Annotated in this window: 11 protein-coding genes; all 11 read left to right on the top strand. The window is 74.8% G+C overall.

What is annotated here, in order from left to right:
• From ACIBCA_RS02970 to ACIBCA_RS03020, 11 genes are read left to right on the top strand one after another with little or no spacing between them, the layout of a single operon-like run.
• Complete coding sequence (locus ACIBCA_RS02970; protein WP_396281013.1) at window positions 1-3,258, top strand: amino acid adenylation domain-containing protein; 3,258 nt, start codon at window positions 1-3, stop codon at window positions 3,256-3,258.
• Entirely contained in the window at window positions 3,255-3,479 is a 225-nt protein-coding gene (locus tag ACIBCA_RS02975) for an MbtH family protein (protein WP_396281014.1), read from the top strand. The genes ACIBCA_RS02970 and ACIBCA_RS02975 overlap by 4 nt, the downstream gene beginning before the upstream one ends.
• The gene (locus ACIBCA_RS02980; RefSeq protein WP_396281015.1) at window positions 3,476-3,733 is read left to right on the top strand and encodes a hypothetical protein; all 258 of its coding nucleotides are present in this window, start codon (window positions 3,476-3,478) and stop codon (window positions 3,731-3,733) included. Before ACIBCA_RS02975 ends, ACIBCA_RS02980 begins: the two co-directional genes overlap by 4 nt.
• Complete coding sequence (locus ACIBCA_RS02985; RefSeq protein ID WP_396281016.1) at window positions 3,730-4,728, top strand: TauD/TfdA family dioxygenase; 999 nt, start codon at window positions 3,730-3,732, stop codon at window positions 4,726-4,728. Before ACIBCA_RS02980 ends, ACIBCA_RS02985 begins: the two co-directional genes overlap by 4 nt.
• A complete protein-coding gene (locus ACIBCA_RS02990; RefSeq protein WP_396281017.1) occupies window positions 4,725-6,431 on the top strand; it encodes a condensation domain-containing protein in 1,707 nt (568 codons plus the stop codon). The genes ACIBCA_RS02985 and ACIBCA_RS02990 overlap by 4 nt, the downstream gene beginning before the upstream one ends.
• On the top strand, window positions 6,428-12,265 hold the full coding sequence (locus ACIBCA_RS02995) for an amino acid adenylation domain-containing protein (RefSeq protein ID WP_396281018.1): 5,838 nt from the start codon (window positions 6,428-6,430) through the stop codon (window positions 12,263-12,265). The genes ACIBCA_RS02990 and ACIBCA_RS02995 overlap by 4 nt, the downstream gene beginning before the upstream one ends.
• A complete protein-coding gene (locus ACIBCA_RS03000; protein WP_396281019.1) occupies window positions 12,256-13,818 on the top strand; it encodes an amino acid adenylation domain-containing protein in 1,563 nt (520 codons plus the stop codon). Before ACIBCA_RS02995 ends, ACIBCA_RS03000 begins: the two co-directional genes overlap by 10 nt.
• Window positions 13,815-15,059 (top strand): cytochrome P450, encoded by a 1,245-nt coding sequence (locus tag ACIBCA_RS03005; RefSeq protein WP_396281020.1) that lies wholly within the window; start codon window positions 13,815-13,817, stop codon window positions 15,057-15,059. The genes ACIBCA_RS03000 and ACIBCA_RS03005 overlap by 4 nt, the downstream gene beginning before the upstream one ends.
• Entirely contained in the window at window positions 15,056-16,093 is a 1,038-nt protein-coding gene (locus tag ACIBCA_RS03010; protein WP_396281021.1) for an alpha/beta fold hydrolase, read from the top strand. Before ACIBCA_RS03005 ends, ACIBCA_RS03010 begins: the two co-directional genes overlap by 4 nt.
• Window positions 16,090-17,928 (top strand): amino acid adenylation domain-containing protein, encoded by a 1,839-nt coding sequence (locus ACIBCA_RS03015; protein WP_396281022.1) that lies wholly within the window; start codon window positions 16,090-16,092, stop codon window positions 17,926-17,928. The genes ACIBCA_RS03010 and ACIBCA_RS03015 overlap by 4 nt, the downstream gene beginning before the upstream one ends.
• 3 nt (window positions 17,929-17,931) lie before the next feature.
• A complete protein-coding gene (locus ACIBCA_RS03020) occupies window positions 17,932-19,551 on the top strand; it encodes a methyltransferase domain-containing protein (RefSeq protein WP_396281023.1) in 1,620 nt (539 codons plus the stop codon).
• Window positions 19,552-19,561: the final 10 nt, after the last annotated feature.

The following is a 19,561-nucleotide window of genomic DNA, read 5'->3' on the forward strand; positions in this document are numbered from 1 at the left end:
ATGACCGCCACCGGATCGCACCGGCCGCTGTCGCCCGCGCAGCGCCGCTTCTGGTTCCTCGACCGGCTCTCCCCCGGCAGCCCGCAGTACAACGTCTGCTCGGCCGTCCGGATCGAGGGCCCGCTCGACCACCCGGCCGTCTCCCGCAGCCTGCTGGAGGTGCAGCGCCGGCACGAGGTGCTGCGCGCCCGCTTCCCCGCCGTGCAGGGCGGGCCCGTGCTGCGGATCGCCGCCGAGCCCGCCGGGCCGACCCCGCTGGTCGATCTGAGCGGCCTGCCCGGGGCGGCGCGTGAGGCCGAAGCCGAGCGCGTGGCACGGCAGTTGGCGGCGCAGCCCTTCGACCTCCAGGAGGGCCCGCTGCTGCGCTCGGTGCTGGTGCGCGAGTCGGCGCAGCGGCACACCCTGCTGCTCAGCCTGCACCACATCGTCTCCGACGGCTGGTCCACCACCGTCCTCGTCCGCGACGTGCTGCGCTGCTACCACGCGCTGACCGCCGGACGGTCGCACCCGCTGCCGGAACTCTCCGCCCAGTACCCGGAGGTGGCCGCCGAGCAGGAGGGCTGGCGCCTGTCCCCCGGCGAGTACGACCGCCAACTCGTCTACTGGCGGCAGCGGCTGGCGGGCCTGCCCAGCACCACCGAACTGCCGCCGGACTTCCCCCGCAAGCCCCGCCGGACAGCCCCCGCGACGGCCACCAGGCTCCCCCTGGACGCCGAACTCGCCGACGCCGTACGGGCGTTCGCCAGGGCCGAGCGCAGCACCCCGTTCATCGTGCTGCTCACCGCCCTGGCCGTCACCCTCTCCCGCCACCTGGACCGCGAGGACCTGGCGATCGGCGCCCCGGCCGCGCTGCGCGACGAGCCGCAGACCCACCAGCTGATCGGCCCCTTCCTCAACACCCTGGTCCTGCGCACCGACCTGACCGGCGCCCGGACCCTGCGCGAGGCCCTGGCCCGGGTGCGCCGCGGCTGCCTGGACGCGTACCGGCACCAGGACCTGCCCTTCGACGAGGTGCTCGCCGCCCTCGGCACCGAACGGGACCCGTCGGTCAGCCCGCTGTTCCAGATCGCCTTCCAGCACGTGCCCGCCGCCGGGCCGCTGGACCCGGGCGGCCTCGACGTCCAGGTGCACGAAGTGGACGCGGGCGTGGCCAAGTTCGACCTGACCCTGGACGCGATCGACCGGGCCGACGGCATGGAGTTCCTGGCCCACTACGACACCGGGCTCTACCGCGGCGAGAGCGTCGAGCGGCTGCTGCGCCACTGGCGTACGGTGCTCGGCCGGCTGGTCGAGCAGCCCGACGCACCGCTGGCCGACGTCACCCTGACCGGCCCGGCCGAGCACGCCGCCGCCCTGGCGGCCGCCGCCGGAGCCCCCGTACCGGAGCCGCAGGCGCCCACCCTGCTCGACCTGATCGAGGCCCACGCCGACCGCTGCCCGGACGCCCCGGCCGTGGTCAGCGGCCGCGACCGGCTCAGCTACCGGGAGCTCGACCGGGCCGCCAACCGGCTCGCGCACCGGCTGCACTCGGCGGGCGCCCGCCCCGGCGACCGGGTCGGCATCCTGATGGAGCGCTCGGCCCGTACGGCGGTGGCCGTGCTGGCCGTCTGGAAGGCCGGCGCGGCCTGCCTGCCGCTGGACCTGGAGAGCCCGGCCGCCCGCCGCCGACTGATCCTGGAGGACGCCGGGGCTCGCCTGGTCATCGTCCAGAACGACCTCACGAACGAACTCGGCGACGAACTCGCGGACGCGCAAGTCGAGTTGGTTCTCGCGGGCGAAGCCCCGGCGCCGAGCACCCGCCCGCCCCGGTCGACCGGGCCCGAGGACCTCGCCTACGTGATCTACACCTCCGGCTCCACCGGCCGGCCCAAGGGCGTGCTGGCCGCGCACCGGGGCCTGACCACCTTCCACCTGGCCTGGCAGGGGGCCTTCGCCCTGCGCGGCCGGATCACCGCGCACCTGCAGATGGCGAACTTCTGCTTCGACGGCTTCCTCGGCGAGTTCACCCGCTGCCTGGGCTCCGGAGCCGCCCTGGTCGTCTGCCCGCGCGAGGTCTCCCTCCAGCCGGAGCGGCTGCTGCGGCTGATGCGCGAGGAGGGCGTCGACGTCGCCGACTTCGTGCCCGTCGTGCTGCGGAACCTGGTCAACCACGTGGAGGCGACCGGTGACGGCCTGGACTTCCTCAAGCTGCTCATCGTCGGCTCCGACACCTACCCGTGCGACGAACTCGCCCGCATCCAGCGGCTCGCCGGCCCGAACACCCGGGTGGTCAACTGCTACGGCGTCACCGAGGCCGCGATCGACAGCACCTACTTCACCGTCGACCCGCAGGCCGAGCACGGGCCCGAGATCCTGATCGGCACCCCGCTGCCCGGCACCGAGGCGTACGTCCTGGACGAGCGGCTGCGACCGGTGCCCCCCGGCGTGCCCGGCACCCTGTACCTGGCCGGCCCGGGCCTGACCCACGGCTACCTCGGCAGCCCCGGCCAGACCGCCGCCGCCTTCCTGCCCCACCCGTTCAGCACCACCCCCGGCGCGCGGATCTACCGTACGGGCGACCGCGTCCGCCACCGCCCGACCCCCGGGGGCCTGCGGATCGAGTACCTCGGCCGCAGCGACCAGCAGCTCAAGATCCGCGGCTACCGGGTCGAGCTCGGCGAGATCGAGGCCGCCCTGCGCCGCACGCCCGGCGTCCAGGACGCCGTGGTGGTCACCGAGGGCGATGACCCGACAGAACGCCGGCTGCACGCCTACCTGGTGCCGCGGCCCGGCGCCGGGCCCACCGACTGGTACACGGTGCTGCGCGAGAGCCTGCCGCTCTACATGACCCCGGACCGGCTGGTGCTGCTGCCCGCGCTGCCGACCACCCCGAACGGCAAGCTGGACCGCGCCGCCCTGGCCACGGCCGGCGGCACCGAGGTGACCCCGCCCGCCCACGGCGCCCCGGCCCGCACCCCGGACGAGCTGCGCCTGGCCGAGCTCTGGGAACAGGCCCTGGGGCGCACCGGGGTCGGCGTCCACGACGACTTCTTCGCCGTCGGCGGCAACTCGCTGCTCGCCCTCCAGGTGATCGCCCAGGTGCGCGAGGAGTGGGGCGCCGAGATCCCCGTCCGGACCTTCTTCAGGACCCCCACCGTGGCCGGGCTCGCCGCAGCCATCCAGGAGCAGCCAGGGGAAGCCCGGCCGCCGACGGCCCTGCTGGGCCCGATCATCCCCGTCGAGCGGGAGACCATCCAACTGCCCGAGGAGGCACGGTGACGACGGAACAGCTCGAAGACGGGACCCGCTACCGGGTGGTCGTCAACCACGAGGAGCAGCACTCCATCTGGCCCGCCGACCGGCCCGCACCGGCGGGCTGGCGGGACGAGGGCACCAGCGGCACGCGGGCCGAGTGCCTGCGCCGGATCGAGGACGTCTGGACGGACATCAGGCCACTGAGCCTGCGCGTCCGCATGGAGGAGAGGCAGGCGCAGAAGTGAACACGTACTACCGGGGCTTCCTGCTCCGCGACGTCCGCCGCTTCGCCGACTGGGCGGACTCCGCCCTGCCCGGCAGCGCCGAACTGCCCGACGAGACGGTGGTGTTCCTGCGCGAGGACCTCACGGTCGTGCGCAACCCGGTGCTGGCCGACCAGGAGGTGCTGTGGGACAGCGCCACCCCGCAGTGGCGCGCGTTCTGCGAGCAGGACCTGCGCTTCGAGCTGCCCGCCGACCTGCGGGCGGCCCGGGCATGAACGGGCAGCCGGACGGCGGCGCGACGCTGCCGCTGGTGATCGGCGCCGGCGCGCCCACCGACGACCTGCACGGGCTGCTCACCGCTCGGCGCGCCGAGCTGCGGGCCGGCCTGCGCCGGCACGGGGCGATCCTGCTGCGCGGCTTCCCGGTCGGCGGCGTGGACGGCTTCGCGGAGGCGGTGCGCCGTTTCTCCGGTGAGCCGCTCGCCTACCAGGAGCGCTCCTCCCCGCGCACCACCATCAAAGGGCACGTCTACACCTCGACGGAGTACCCGGCGCACGAGGAGATCTTCTTCCACAACGAGAACTCCTACCGCAGCGCCTGGCCGATGACGCTGTTCTTCCACTGCGTGCAGGCCCCGGCCGACCGCGGGGCCACCCCGCTGTCCGACGTCCGGCAGGTGCTGCGCGCGCTGGACCCGGCGGTGCTGGAGGAGTTCACCCGCCGCCGCTGGATGGTGGTGCGCAACTTCGGCTCGGACTTCGGCCTGCCCTGGCAGGAGGTCTTCGACACCGACAGCCGCGAGGACGTGGACCGCTTCTGCGCCGCCAACCGCGTCGAGGCCGAGTGGCTGCCCGGCGGCCGGCTGCGCACCCGCTCGGTGCGCGAGGCGGTGCACCGCCACCCGGAGACGGGCGAGGCCGTCTGGTTCAACCACGCCGCGATCTTCCACCTCTCCTCGCTCTCCCCCGACGTCCGGGACGGCATGCGGGAGATGTTCGACGAGGAGGACCTGCCGAACAACAGCTACTTCGGCGACGGCGGCGCCATCCCGGACGAGGTGATGGCGCACGTACGGGACTGCTACCGCGCGGCCGCCACCCGGTTCGACTACCACGAGGACGACGTGCTGATCGTGGACAACATGCTGACCGCGCACGGGCGCGAGCCGTTCACCCCGCCGCGCCGGATCGCCGTGGCGATGGCCGAGCCGACCGCCGAACCGTCCACCGGACCGCGCGCCGAACCGAGCGCAGGGGCTGGTTCGCGGTGAGCGCCGGGGCCACCGCCGCCGAGGTCTCCTCGGCCCAGGCCAGGATCCACTTCCTGGACCGCACGGCGCCCTCCGGAGCCGTCTACAACATCGCCCGGAGCATCGAGCTGACCGGCGAGCTCGACCTCGGCTGCCTGACCGGGGCGGTGCGGGACTGCGTGGAGCGCCACGAGAGCCTGCGCACCTGCTTCACCACGATGCAGGGCAGGCTGCTGCAGGTCGTCACGGCCCAGCAGCCCGTGCTGCGCCTCATCGACCTCTCCGCGCTCTCCGCCCTTCCGCTCGCCGAGGGCGCGCCGACGGCCGAGGAGCTGGTCGAGCGGCTGGCCCGCCAGGAGGCCGAGGAAACGTTCAACCTCAAGCGCGCCCCGTTGCTTCGCCTACGGCTGATCCGGCTCTCCCCGGACCGGCACGTGCTGCTGGTGACGCTGCACCACATCATCGCCGACGCCTGGTCCCTCGACCTGTTCCTGCGGGAGCTGGCCGGGCGCTACCGGGCCCGGGTCTCCGGCCGGGCCGATCCCGAGCCCGCCCTGCCGCTGCAGTACGCCGACTACGCGGCCTGGCAGCGCCGGGCCGTCGACGGCGGCGCCTTCGCCCCGGCCATCGCCTACTGGCGCGAGGAGCTGGCCGACCTCACCGAGCTGGACCTCGCCGACCGGCCCCGCCCCCAGCGGCCCTCCCACCGGGGCGGGACCCACCTCACCCCGCTCGCACCCGACCTGGCCGAGCGGCTGCGGCCGCTGTGCCGCGCGGAGGGCGCCAGCCTGTTCATGGCCCTGCTGGCCGCCTTCGCCGTCGTCGCCCACCGGCGCACCGGGCTGGACGACATCGTGCTCGGCGGCACCACCTCCGGCCGCGAACGCCCGGAGCTGCGCGAGATGATCGGCTGCTTCGTCAACATGCTGCCGCTGCGGACCGCCGTCGACCCGAAGGACTCCCTGCGCGCGGTGCTCCGCAGCACCGCCCGTACCTGCCAGGACGCGTACGAGCACCAGGAGCTGCCCTTCGAGCAGCTGGTGGCCGAGCTCGGCGGCGTCCGCGAGCCCGGCCGCCACCCCGTCTTCCAGACCGTCTTCCAGCTGCTGGACGACCGCGCGTCGGAGCTCTCCTTCCCCGGCCTGGACGCCCGGTTGCACGCCGTGGACCGCGAGAGCGCCACCTTCGACCTGGTCTGTACGGTGCTGGACGGCCCCGACGGGCTGACCGGCTCCTTCGAGTACGCCACCGACCTCTACGAGGCCGGGACGGTGGCGCAGCTGGCCGAGGCCTGGGCGCTGGTGCTCGAGGCGATGGCCGCCGACCCCGACCAGGGCGTGGCGCAGCTCGCGCTGCCGCTGGCCCAGGTCTCCCCCACCGCCCGGCCGGCCACCGAGCCCGCCCCGGGCCGGGCGCCGTACGCCGCGCCGGTGGGCGCCACCGAGCAGCTGCTCGCCGAGGACTGGGCCGCGCAGCTGGGCCTCGACGCGGTCGGGCGGCACGACAACTTCTTCGTCCTGGGCGGCCACTCGCTGCTGGCCACCATCCTCATCACCGGATACCAGGAGCGCTTCGGCGTCGAGCTGCCGCTGGAGCGCTTCCTCGGCAGCGCCACCGTCGCCGAACTCGCCCGGGTCGTCGACGCGTTGCGCGACGGCGACCGGACGGGCGGCGGCGGCGAGCCTGTGGCGATCCGGCCGACCGGAGGCCCGGCACACCCATGAGCGACCTGACTTCACCGACCGAGCCCACCGAACACACCAGCGAGACCGACGCCCCGCTCTCCTCCGCCCAGCGCCGGGTCCTCTTCCTCAGCGAGCTCGAGCCGGACAGCGCGTTCTACCACAACCTGAACGCCTACCGGCTGACCGGCCCGCTCGAACTCCCGGTGCTGGCCCGCTGCCTCGACGAGATCACCGCCCGCCACGAAGTGCTGCGCACCGCCTTCCTGGAGGTCGCGGGCACCCCCGTGCAGCGCGTCGTGCCGCCCGGGCCCGCGCCGCTGCCGGTCGTCGACCTGCGCGGGCTGCCCCGGACCGTACGGGAGCGGGAGCACCGGCGGCTGATGCTCGCCGAGCGCTCCCGCCCGTTCGACCTGGCCGCCGGGGCCGTGGCGCGCTTCACCGTGGTGCTGCTCGGCGCCGAACAGGCCGTGCTGCTGGCCTCGTTCCACCACGCGGTGATCGACGGCTGGTCGCTGGCCGTCTTCGGCCGGGAGCTCCAGGACCTGTACGAGGCGTTCCAGATGGGCCTGCCGTCCCCGCTGGAGCCGCTGCCGGTGCAGTACGCGGGGTTCAGCCGGTGGCAGCAGGAGTGGTCGCGCAGCGCGGAGGGCGCGCGGCAGCTCGAGTTCTGGGTGGAGCGGCTCAGCGGCGCGCCCGCCCTGCTACGGCTGCCGACCGACCGGCCGCGCCCGGCGGTGCAGAGCTACCGGGGCGCCACCCACCGGTTCCGGATCTCCGCCGAACTCGGCGCGCAGCTCACCGAGTTGGGCGCCCGCTCCGGCGCGACGCCGCACATGGTGCTGCTCTCCGCCTTCGCGCTGCTGCTCGCGCGCTACAGCGGCGACCGGGACCTGGTGGTCGGCGGCCCGATCGCCAACCGCCGCCGGCCCGAACTGCACGGCCTGATCGGCTTCTTCGCCAACACCCTGCTGTACCGCGTCCGGCCGGACCTCGGCGCCTCCTTCGAGGAGCTGCTGGCCCAGGTACGGCGGACCTGCCTGGAGGCGTACGAGCACCAGGACGTCCCGGTGGACGAGATCGCCCAGCGGCTCTCCCCCGAGCGCGACCTCGGCCACAACCCGCTCTACCAGGTCAACTTCACCCTGCACAACACGCCGCCGCTGACCGAGTCGATGGCGGACCTGCGCGTGCGGCTGCTGGACACCGACTCCGACGCCGCGCGCTTCGACCTGGACCTCAACATCCTCCAGACGCCCGAGGGCCTGGAGTGCTTCATCGACTACGCGACGGACCTGTTCGACGCGGCCACCGTGGCGCGGTTCGCCCGCTCCTTCGAGCTGCTGCTGACCGCCGTCGCCGCCGATCCCTCGCGGCCGGCGGGCGCGTACCCGATCGTGCCGGACGAGGAGCTGCACCGCATCCTGCGGGAGTGGAACGACACCGCCGCCCCGGTGCCCGAGGCCACGCTCACCGAGCTGTTCGAGGCGCAGGCGGCCCGCACGCCCGAGGCCGTGGCCGTCAGCGCCGAGGGGGTCGAGCTCGGCTACCGCGAGCTGGACCGCACGGCCAACCGGCTGGCCCACCACCTGCGCGCCCTGGGGGCCCGGCCGGGCGAGGTGGTCGCCGTCCTGCTCGACCCGGCGCCGGAGACGATCGCCGTGCTGCTGGGCATCATGAAGTCCGGCGCGGCCTTCCTGCTGCTCGACCCGGCGCATCCGGACTCACGCCACGCCGCCGTCCTGGCCGACAGCGGCGCCGCCGCACTGGTCACCCGGGGCGAGCCGCGCGTGACCGGTGTCAAGGTCGTACGGCTGGACACCGAGTGGGAGGCCATCGCCGCCGGCCCGGACACCGCACCGACGGGCGGTGCCACGCCCCAGGACACGCTGTACCTGATGTACACCTCAGGCTCCACCGGCACACCCAAGGCCGCCGTGCTGGCCCACCGGCACCTCGTCAACTACCTCTCCTGGGTGACCGGCCGGTTCACCCCGGAGGACGGCGCGGGCGTCCCCGTGCACTCCTCGCTCGCCTTCGACCTGACGGTCACCAGCGTCTTCGCCCCGCTGCTGGTCGGCCAGCGGCTGCTGCTGCCGCCCGCCCAGGCCGCGCCGGGCACCGCCCTTCCGCTGCTGCTGGACCAGGTGGCGCCGGGCGCGCAGACGGCCTTCGTCAAGCTGACGCCCTCCCACCTGCGCCTGCTGGAGCACCGCGAACCGGCCCCCGGCGCCGGGCGGCTGCCCGCCCGTACGGTGATCATCGGCGGCGAGGGGCTGTACGAGGACTCGATCGCCGACCTGCGCGGGCCCGGCGGCCCGGTGCTGGTCAACGAGTACGGCCCGACCGAGACGGCGGTGGCCTGCACCGCCTACCAGGTCGGCGAGGAGTGCTCCGCCTCCGGCCGGGTGCCGATCGGCACCCCGATCGCCAACGCCCGGGTGTACGTGCTGGACGACGCCATGCGCCCGGTACCGGTCGGCGTGACCGGGGAGCTGTACGTGGGCGGGGCGGGCGTCGGCTACGGCTACTGGCGCCGGCCCGCGCTGACCGCCGAGCGGTTCGTGCCGGACCCGTTCGCCGAGGAGCCGGGCGCGCGGCTGTACCGCACCGGCGACTTCGCGCGCCACCTGCCCAGCGGCGATCTGGAGTACCTGGGCCGCCGCGACGAGCAGGTGAAGCTGCGCGGCCACCGGATCGAGCTCGGCGAGATCGAGGCCGCGCTGACCGCCCATCCGGCCGTCCGCCAGTGCGCCGTCGACCTGGTCCCCCGCCCCTCCGGCGAGGACCAGCTCACCGCCTTCGTCCGCCTCCGGCCGCAGTCGCAGGCCGCCGACTGGCAGCACGAGCGGCTGGACGAGTGGCACCGGCTCTACGAGGACACCTACCGCGACCTGCGCGAGGACGGCGACGCGACGTTCAACCTGGCTGGCTGGAACAGCAGTTACACCGGCCGGCCGCTCGACGACGGCGAGATGGCCGCCTGGCTGGACGACACCGTCGCCAGGATCCGCGCGCTGCGCCCCGAACGGGTGCTGGAGATCGGCTGCGGCACCGGCATGATCACCAGTCGGGTGGCGGGCTCCTGCGCCTCCTACCTGGGCACCGACCTGTCGCCCGCCGCCATCGCCTACCTGCGGCGCACCCTGCCGGGGACGGCCGCCGAAGGCGCCGAACTCCTGGCGGCCCCCGCGCACCTGAGCGTGCCCGAGGGCCGGGAGTTCGACACCGTGGTGGTCAACTCGGTGATCCAGTACTTCCCTTCGGTGGAGTACCTGCTGGAGGTGCTCGAGCGCGCGGTGGCCGCCATGCCCGCCGGGGGCCACGTGTTCCTCGGCGACCTGCGCAGCCTGCCGCTGCTGGAGCTCTTCCACACCTCGGTGCAGGCCCACAAGGCCCCGGCCGCCATGCGGATCGCCGAGCTGCGCTCGCGCGTGCGACGGGCGGTCGCCAACGAGCCCGAACTCTGCCTGGATCCACGGCTGTTCGAGGAGATCGGGCAGCGGTGGCCCGGCATCCGGGAGGTCCGGATCCTGCCGAAGCGCGGTCGCTACCGCAACGAGCTGAGCTGCTTCCGCTACGACGTGGTGCTCACCGTCGGCGCCCCTGGGGATTCCGAGCCCGACGGATCTGAACTCGACTGGGCAGACGAAGGGTTGGACCTCGAAGCCCTGGCCCGGCTGCTCGACGAGCAGAAGCCACCGCGGCTCCGGCTGCGGAACGTCCCCAACGGCCGCCTCACCGCGGCGGGCGAACTGCACCGGCTGCTCGCCGAGCGCGAACCGGCCGCCTCGGTCGGGGAGTTGCTGGGGGCCGCCGTTCGCGAGCCCGGCGGGGTCGACCCCGAGGACCTGTGGGCGCTGGAGGAGCGGCACGGGTACCGGGTCGAGCTGAGCTGGCACACCGGGCGGGCGGACGGCGCCCTCGAAGCCGTCCTGGTGCGCGAGGACACGACGGCGGCCACGCCGTCCGCTCGTACCGCCGAACCGCTGCCCGCCTTCGAACCCCGCCGGTACGCCAACGACCCGCTCTGGCACCGGGCCGCCTCCGCCGCCGTCCCGCAGATCACCGAGCACCTACGCAGGCAGCTGCCCGAACCGATGCTGCCCGCCCGGTTCGTGGTGCTCGCGGAGCTGCCGCTCACCTCCAACGGCAAGGCCGACCGGGCGATGCTGCGCCGCCTCGCCTCCGACCCGGCCGCCGATGCGGCCGGGGCCGAGCGCCCGGCCATCGAGGTCGCCGCACGGCCGCTGACCGACACCGAGCAGGCCGTCGCCGCCATCTGGCAGGACCTGCTCCACTGCACGGAGGTCACCGCCGAGGACGACTTCTTCGGCCTGGGCGGCCACTCCCTGCTGACCCTGCAACTGGTCTTCCGGCTCCGCCGCAGGTTCGAGGTGGAGCTCCCGGTCCGCGCCCCCTTCGAGCACCGCACGCTCGGCGAACTGGCCGCCCACCTGGACGGGTTGCTGAACGCGACGGCGACCCCGGAGGCGTCAGCCGCCGAACGGCCGCGCCTCGTGAGTGTCGCCCGCAGCGAGGAGATGGCGCCCTCCTTCGCCCAGGAGCGGCTCTGGATCGCCGACCAGCTCCGCCCGGGCGACATCGAGTACAACGTCCCCGCCTTCGACCGGCTGCACGGGCCGCTGGACCTGGCGGCGCTCCAGCGGGCGCTGAACGGGATCGTCGCCCGGCACGAGGTGCTCCGCACCGTCCTGGTCGCCCCCGAGGGGCTGCCCCTCCAATCCGTGCGCCCGTACCGGCCGTTCGAGGCGCCGCTGATCGACCTCGGCGGGCTGCCGCCCGAGGTGCGGGAGGCCGAGCTCGAACGGCTCGCCGACCTGGAGTACCACCGGCCCTTCGCCCTGGCCGAGGGGCCGATGCTGCGCACCCACCTGGTGCGGCTCGCCCCCGAGGACCACGCGCTGCTGCTGAGCTTCCACCACATCGTCCACGACGCCTGGTCGATGGGCCTGTTCATGGGCGAACTGCGCGAGCTGTACGGCGCGTTCAGCGCCGGGCGCGCTCCCGCCACACCGCCGCTGCCCGTCCAGTACGCCGACTACGCGGCCTGGGAACGGCGGCTGCTGGACGAGGGTCACTTCGACAAGCAGCTCGACCACTGGAGGCGACACCTCGACGGCGTCGCCCAGTTGCCGCCCCTGCCGACCGACCACCCGCGCCCGGCGCGGCTCTCCTCGGCGGGCCGGGTGCTGCCCGTGCGCTGGCCGGAGCGGACGGCGCAGGCCGTCCGCGCGCTCGCCCAGGAGACCAACACCACCCCGTTCGCCGTCCTGCTGACCGCGCTCGGCGCCGCCCTGCACGAGTACACCGGACGTACGGACCTCGCCGTCGGCACCGACGTGGCGAACCGGCAGGAGCCGGAGAGCGAGCGGATGATCGGCTTCTTCGTCAACCAGCTGGTGCTGCGCCTGGACGCCTCCGGGGACCCGAGCGGGCGCGGGCTGCTGCGCCGCGCCCGGGCCACCGTCCTGGAGGCGCTCGCCCACCAGCAGGTGCCGTTCGACCTGGTGGTGCGCGCCCTCAACCCCCGGCGCAGCGGAAGCCACGCGCCGCTCTTCCAGGTGAAGATGGTGCTGGACACCACGCCAGGCGGGGACGCCGAGGAGCCGCCGGCGGGCCTGGAGGTCCGGCCGATGCCCTCGCGCCTGGACACCACCCGCTGCGACCTCGCGCTGATCCTGCGCGACGCCCCGGACGGCCTCAGCGGCTTCCTGGAGTACCGCGCCGAACTCTTCGAGGAACCGACCGTGCACCGGCTGCTCGGCCGGATCTCGGCCCTGCTCGAGGGCCTGCTCGTGGACCCGGACCGGCCGCTGTCCCGACTCGCCGCCGGGGAGGCGCCGTGGAGTTGAGTCCGGCCTTCACCACGATCGCCGGGCCGCCCCTCGGCCCGACCCGCCCGATCCTCGAGCTGCTGCGCCCCTGGCCCGCGCAGCGGCCCGACCACCCGGCCGTCACCGACCCGGAGGGCTCGCTGACCTACCGGCAGTTGCACGCGCACGCCGCCCGGCTGGCCGGCGAGCTGGCGGCGGCCGGGGTCCGGGCGGGCGAGCCGGTGGCCGTACGGGCCAGGCCGGGCCGCTGGGCGGTGGCGGCGATGCTCGGCGTGCTCGCCGCAGGGGCGCAGTACGTGCCCGTCGACACCGGGTTCCCGGCGGCGCGGCAGCAGACGGTGCTGCGAGCATCCGGCGCCCGGTTCCTGGTGCTCGAGGCCGGGGAGCCCGAGTCGGCCGAGCACCGGACCTTCCGGGTCGGCTCTCACGAACCCCCTGATGACGTGGCCGAATTGCCCGAGCTGCCCGCCGACCGTCCGGCGTACACCATGTACACCAGCGGCTCCAGCGGCACCCCGAAGGGCGTCACCGTCTCGCACGGCAACCTCGGCTACTCCACCGAGGCCCGGACGGCGTACTACGGCGAGGCCCCGTCCGTCTTCCTGCTCTGCTCCTCGATCTCCTTCGACAGCTCGGCGGCCGGGATCTACTGGTCCCTGGCCACCGGCGCGCACCTGGTCGTGCCCGGCGCCAACCCGCTGGACACCGAGGCCATCGCCCGGGCGGCCGCCCGGCACCACGCCTCGCACCTGCTGCTGCTCCCCTCCCTGTACGCGGCGCTGCTGGACGCCGGGCACGGGGAGGCGCTGGCGAGCCTGCGGTGCGTGATCGTGGCCGGGGAGAGCTGCCCGCCCGCGCTGGTCCGGGAGCACTTCGCCGAGCTGCCCGGGGCCTCGCTGCACAACGAGTACGGCCCCACCGAGTGCACCGTCTGGTCCCTGGCGCACACCTGCCGGCCCGAGGACGCGGCGGGCCCGAGCGTCCCGATCGGCCGTCCGATCCCCGGCGCCTCCGTCCATCTCGCCTCCGTCCATCTCGCCTCCGACAGCGGCGAGTTGTGGGTCAGCGGCCCCGGCGTCGCCCTGGGGTACGCGGGACACACCGAGCGAGGTCCGTTCGCCCCGGTCCAGGGGCGGCCCGGCTACCGGACCGGCGACCTGGCCCGGCTGGACGAAGCCGGTGCCGTCCACTTCCTCGCCCGCGCCGACGACCAGCTGAAGCTCGCCGGGATGCGGATCGAACTCCCCGAGATCGAGCAGCTGGTGCGCGAGCACGCCGGCGCCGCCGCGGCCGCCGTCGGGGTGGTGCGCCAACCCGGCGCGCCCGTACGGCTGGTGGCCTTCGTGGTGGCCCCCGGCCCCGGCTTCGACCCGGCCCTGCTCTACCGCGCCCTGCTCTCGGCGCTGCCGCAGGCCGCCGCGCCGCGCACCGCCCAGGTGCTGGAGCGGCTGCCCGCCCTGCCCAACGGAAAGCTCGACCGGGCCGCCCTGAACCGGCTGGCCGCCGAGCACGCCACCACTGCCAGGACCACCGCCGCCAGGACCACCGCCGCCAGGAGAGGCGCCCGATGACCAGCCCTCGCGCGGCCGCCCCGCCCCCCGGGTGCCCGGCCTTCGACCCCACCGACCCGGCCGCCCACCAGCGCCCCGACCACCCAGCCGCCTGGCACGAGCTGCGCCGGGGCGCGCCCGTCCGTCGGCTGGCCTCCCCCGCCTTCGGCCCCTACTGGTCCGTGACCGGCCACGCCGCGGCGAGCCAGGTGCTGAACGCCCCCGAGCTGTTCACCTCCACCCACGGCATGCGCCTGGGCGCGCCCGAGGCGGCGGTGCGGGCCGCCGCGGGCCGGATGCTGGTGGTGTCCGACGGGCCGCAGCACCGGCGGGTGCGCGCGGCCCTGGCGCCCTGGCTCCAGCGCCGCGCGCTCGAGGGCGCCCGGGAGGTCCTGCGAGGACGGCTGGCGCAGCGGCTGGACGCCCTGGTCGGCGACCGGCCGGTGGAGATCGTCACGGGCCTCGCCGAGGTGCTGCCCACCTGGGTGGTCTGCGACCTGCTCGGCGTGCCCGAGGCGGACTGGGACCACCTGGCCGCGCTGGCCGGGACGGCCTTCCGCGAGGAGAACGCCTCCCCGGCGGCCCGCCAGGCGGCCAGCGCGGGCATCTTCGGCTACTTCGCCGAGATGCTGGAGGACCGCCGCGAGCAGCCGCGCGAGGATCTGGTCGGCAGCCTGCTGCGCGGCCAGGACGGGCCGGGCGGGCTCACCGACGAGGAGATCCTGCTCAACTGCGACGGGCTGGTCAACGGCGGCCTGGGCACCACCCGGCACGCCGTCTCCGGCGCCGTCCTCGCGCTGGCCGAGCACCCGCACGCCTGGGCCCGCCTGGCGGAGAACCCGCACCTGCTCGGGCCCGCCGTCGAGGAGGTGCTGCGTTGGACCTCGCCGCCCATGCACGTGATGCGCACCGCCACCCGGGACACCGAGCTCTGCGGGGCCGCGCTGGCGGCCGGCGACCGGGTCGTGCTGTGGATCCCCGCCTGCAACCGCGACGAGTCCGTGTTCGAGCGGCCCGACGAGTTCCTGATCGACCGCCGCCCCAACCCGCACCTGAGCCTGGGCGCCGGGCCGCACTACTGCGTCGGCGCCGCCCTCGCCCGGCTCGAACTGCGCACCCTGCTCGAGGTGTTGCTCGCCCGCGTCGCCCGGATCGTGCCCGCCGGCGTGCCCGTCCGCTCGGCCTCCGCCTTCCTGCACGGCCTCGACCGGCTGGAGGTCACCCTCCTCCCCCACATCGACCCTCCCGGAGGCTCCGCATGACCAAGGACTCCGCCGTCCGCCACGACCTCGTCGAGGACGAACTCCTGCGGATCTTCGAGGAGTTGCTCAAGATCGACGGCATCGGCCGCAACGAGTGCTTCTTCGAGCTCGGCGGCCACTCGCTGCTCGCCGCCCAGCTGATCGCCCGGATCAGGAAGCGCCTCGGCGCCGTCCTCCCGCTCTCCGTCCTGTTCGAGGACACCCCCGAGAGCGACGGGCGCCGGCCCGCCACGGCCGCCTACCTCGCCGAGCGCATCCACGAGCTGCTCGACGGCGCGGCCGGTTCGATCCCGTCCGACGGCGCCGTGCCGCTGCGGCGCCAGGGCACCGGCACGCCGCTGTTCTGCGTGCACCCGGCCGGGGGCGAGATCACCGGCTTCCGTGAGCTGGCCGCGCACCTCGGCACCGACCGGCCCGTCTACGGCCTGCACGCCCTCGGCGCGGCCGACGACGCGGACACCTCGGTCGAAGCCCTGGCCACCCGGCACCTGGAGCGCATCCGCGCCGTCCAGCCGCACGGGCCGTACGCGCTGCTCGGCTGGTCGATGGGCGCCGCGATCGCCTTCGAGATGGCCGGACGGCTGCGCGAGCAGGGCGAGTCCGTCGAGCTGCTGGCGCTGCTGGACGGCTACCTCGGCGCCGACCTGCCCGAGTACCGGCCGCTGGCGCAGGACAAGGAGCTACAGGGCTTCGTCCAGCGCGCCTTCGGCCTGACCGCCGCGCAGGCCTCCGGCGCCGAGGCGGTCGAGGACCCGCAGCTGCTCGCCCGGCTGACGCGGTTCGAGTCCCACACCCGGGCGCTGCTGCGCTACCGGCCGGCCCGTCCGGTGGAGCGCGCCTCGCTGGTCTTCGCCGCCGCCGGCGACCCGGCCTACCAGCGGCAGGCCGCCGACAGCTGGCAGGAGTTCACCGAGGCGCCGGTGGAGCCCCTGCGCACCCCGGGCGACCACTTCTCGATGTTCACCGAACCGCACGTGCGGGAGCTGGCCGCGTTGGTCACCGCCGCCCTGCCCGTTCCGGGGGAGACGGCATGACCGCGCAACCGTCACAGATGCCCCAACTGCCGAGCGTCCAGGCGATGTTCGCCGCCCAGCGGCTCGCCACCCCCGATCTTCCGGCGGCCGAGTACCGAGGCGAGCGGCTCACCTACGAGCAGCTCGGCCGCCGGGCCGACCACCTCGCGGCCCAGCTCGCCCGGCTCTGCGGCCCCGACACGGTGGTGTGCCTGGCCACCGACCGGTCCTTCCACTTCCCCGTCGCCGTCCTGGGCATCCTCCGGGCCGGGGCCGCCTACCTGCCGCTGGACCTCGGATACCCGGCCGAGCGGCTGGAGTTCATGATCCGCGACAGCGGGGCCGCCGTCCTGCTCACCCAGCGCGACGCCCTCACCCGGCTGCCCGTCCCCACCGGCGTCCGGGTGATCCTGCTGGACGAGCTGCTCGAGACGGCTGTGCCGGACGCGCAGGCCCGTCCGGAGCAGGCCGCCGCATCCGAGCAGCTCGCCTACGTGATGTACACCTCCGGCTCCACCGGCGTCCCCAAGGGCGTCGCGATGGGTCACGGCCCGCTGTCCAACCTGATCGCCTGGCAGCGGGCCGCCTCGGACTGCGGTCCCGAGTCGCGCACCCTGCAGTTCTCCCCCGCCAGCTTCGACGCCTCCTTCCAGGAGATGTTCAGCACCTGGGCCTGCGGCGGCTGCCTGGTGCTGGTCGACGAGGAGGTCCGCCGCGACTCCAACCGGCTGCTCGGCTTCGTCGACCGGGCCCGGATCAACCGCGTCTTCATGCCCTTCGTCGCCCTCCAGGCACTCGCCCGCGCGGCCGACGAGCAGCGGCGGTACCCGCTGTCGCTGACCGAGATCATCACGGCCGGCGAGCAGCTCCACGTCACCCCCGCGCTGCGACGGTTCTTCTCCGAGCTGCCGGACCTGACCCTGGAGAACCAGTACGGCCCCTCGGAGACCCACATCGTCACCGCCCTGCGGCTGGACCCCGACCCGGACACCTGGCCGGAACTGCCCTCCATCGGACGGCCGATCAGCACCGCGCGGATGTACGTCCTGGACGAGCACGGCCGCCCCCTGCCGGACGGCGCCGAGGGCGAACTCGGCATCGGCGGCCCGGTGCTGGCCCGCGGCTACCTCAACCGGCCCGTGCTCACCGCCGAGAAGTTCGTGCCGGACCCGGCCGGCGCCCCCGGCGCCCGGCTCTACCGCACCGGCGACCTCGGCCGGATCGAACCGGACGGCCGCGTCGTCTTCCTCGGCCGCCGCGACGACCAGGTGAAGATCCGCGGGCACCGCGTCGAGCTCGGCGAGGTCGAGACCGCGCTCAAGGCGGTGCCCGGGCCGGCCGACGCCGTGGTCGTCGTCCACGAGGGCGCCGGAACGGGCCGTCGGCTGATCGCCTACCTGCTCGCCGACGACGGGCAGGCCACGGCCGTCCGGGAACAGCTGGCCGCCGCGCTGCCCGGCTCCATGGTGCCGTCCGTCTTCGTCACCCTCGACCGCTTCCCGCTCACCCCCAGCGGCAAGGTCGACCGCCGCGCCCTCGCCGAACGGCCCGTCGTCGTCACCTCCGCCGACCGCACCGCCGCCCAGGACGCGCTCGAGCGTGAAGTCCTGCGGCTGTACGAGCAGTCGGTGGGGCTGAGCGAGATCGGCGTGCACGAGAACTTCTTCACCCTGGGCGGCGATTCACTCATCGCGGTCACCCTGCTGAGCCAGCTGAACGCGCGCTTCGGGGTGGAGCTGGACCTGGCCGCCTTCATCGAGCAGCCGACCGTCGCCGCACTGAGCGCCCGGCTGCGCGAGCAGGCGGGCGCCGAGGGAGCAAGGCCCGCCCGGCAAGATCCGAAAGAGAGGGCCTGACGCATGAGAATCCTGTGGAGCCGCGAGGAGTCGGGGCCCGTCCTGCCGGGTGCGCGCCGGATCGCCACCATCGCAGGCGAGTTGGAGATCGCGGCGGACGGGGAGCGGGTCCTCACCCGGCTCGACGGCACCGTGCTGGAGCAGGTCCGGCTGGACGGCAGGGTCGTCGCGCTGGACCTCGGGCAGGAGGGCCTGGTCACCGCCACCACGGCCTCCGGCACCGCGTACGGGCTGCGCCCGCGGCTCTCCGCGCAGGCGGCCGCCGCGCTGCTGGCGGCCGAGCGGCAGCTGCCCGCGCCCGAGCGGGCGGCCCGCGCCGCCGAGCTCTACCTGGGCGCCGCCTCGACGGGCTTCGCCGTGCGGCGGCTGCGGCGGCTGGCCGACGCGGGCGTGATCGAGCCGGGCGAGGCGGACCGGGAGATGACTCTGGCGATCCGTGCGGACCCGCCGGCCGACGACCCGGAGGCGGCGTTCGAGGCCGCCTCGGCGTTCGCCCGCAGCGGCTGCTTCGAGGAGGCCGTCGGCCACTACCAGGCCGCCTGCGCCTCCGAACGCCTGCGGGCCCGGGCGCTGCACGGCATGGGCGACTGCTTCCAGGCGCTGGGCGCGGCCGCCGCCGCGGACTCCGTCTACCGCCGGGCGGCCGCCTGCGGCCCGTCCGAGGAGCAGAAGCAGGCCCTCTACGACCTGGCCCGGGGGCTGGGCGAGCGCGGCCGGACGGTGGAGGCGGCGCGGCAGCTGGAGTTCCTGCTGAGCTGGGACGCCGACTACCAGGACGCCTGGGCGTACCTGCGCAAGTGCCGCTCCGGGCCCGCCGCGCAGGATGCGGACCGGGAGGTGCCGCCGACGGTGTCCACCGTCCGGCGGCTGGCGGCGCGCGACCTGCTGCCCTCGGTCGACCAGCGCGGTATCGACGCCTACGATTCCTCCTTCTACCACCAGTTCGACAACACGTCCGTCCAGGACACCGTCAAGAAGCGGCTGGAGATGGTGCAGCTGCTGACCGCCGTCGACCCCACCCGGATCGGCAGCTCCCTCGACATCGGCAGCGGCACCCTGCGCTACCCGCAGGTGCTGGCCGGCTACGGCGTCCGCTCGGTCGGCATCGACCTGCGCGACTCCGGGGTCCGGGCCTGCGTCGAACCGGAGTGGCTGCGCCGCTTCGTGGTCGCCGACGGGACGGCGCTGCCGTTCCGGGACGGCTCCTTCGACCTCATCACCTGCATGATGGGCACCGTCAACCACCTCTCCGACGCGCAGCGGCTGCGGCTGTTCGCCCAGGCCCGGCGCACGCTGCGCCCCGGCGGCCACCTGGTGGTCAGCGCCTGGGACCCGCGCTGCGCGTTCCAGAGCTTCCTGTCCTTCTACTCCCCGATGGAGCTGGCCCAGCTGCGCGGGCGCCTCACCGAGCCCGCCCAACTCGCCCAGGAGATGCGCGAGTCCGGCTTCGCCGAGGTCGTCACGACGCCGTTCTGCACCTTCCCCGACGCGCAGGCGGTCGGCGTCAGCGTCCCCGACGAGGACGCCGACGCCCTGGCGGCGCTGGTCGAGCTCGACCACCTCCAGACCACCCGGGACCCGGAGCGGGCCGGTCAGCTCTTCCTGCTGACGGCCCGTGTGTAGCGTCTTGCGG

Source organism: Kitasatospora sp. NPDC051170 (assembly GCF_044455705.1).
Taxonomy (GTDB): domain Bacteria; phylum Actinomycetota; class Actinomycetes; order Streptomycetales; family Streptomycetaceae; genus Kitasatospora.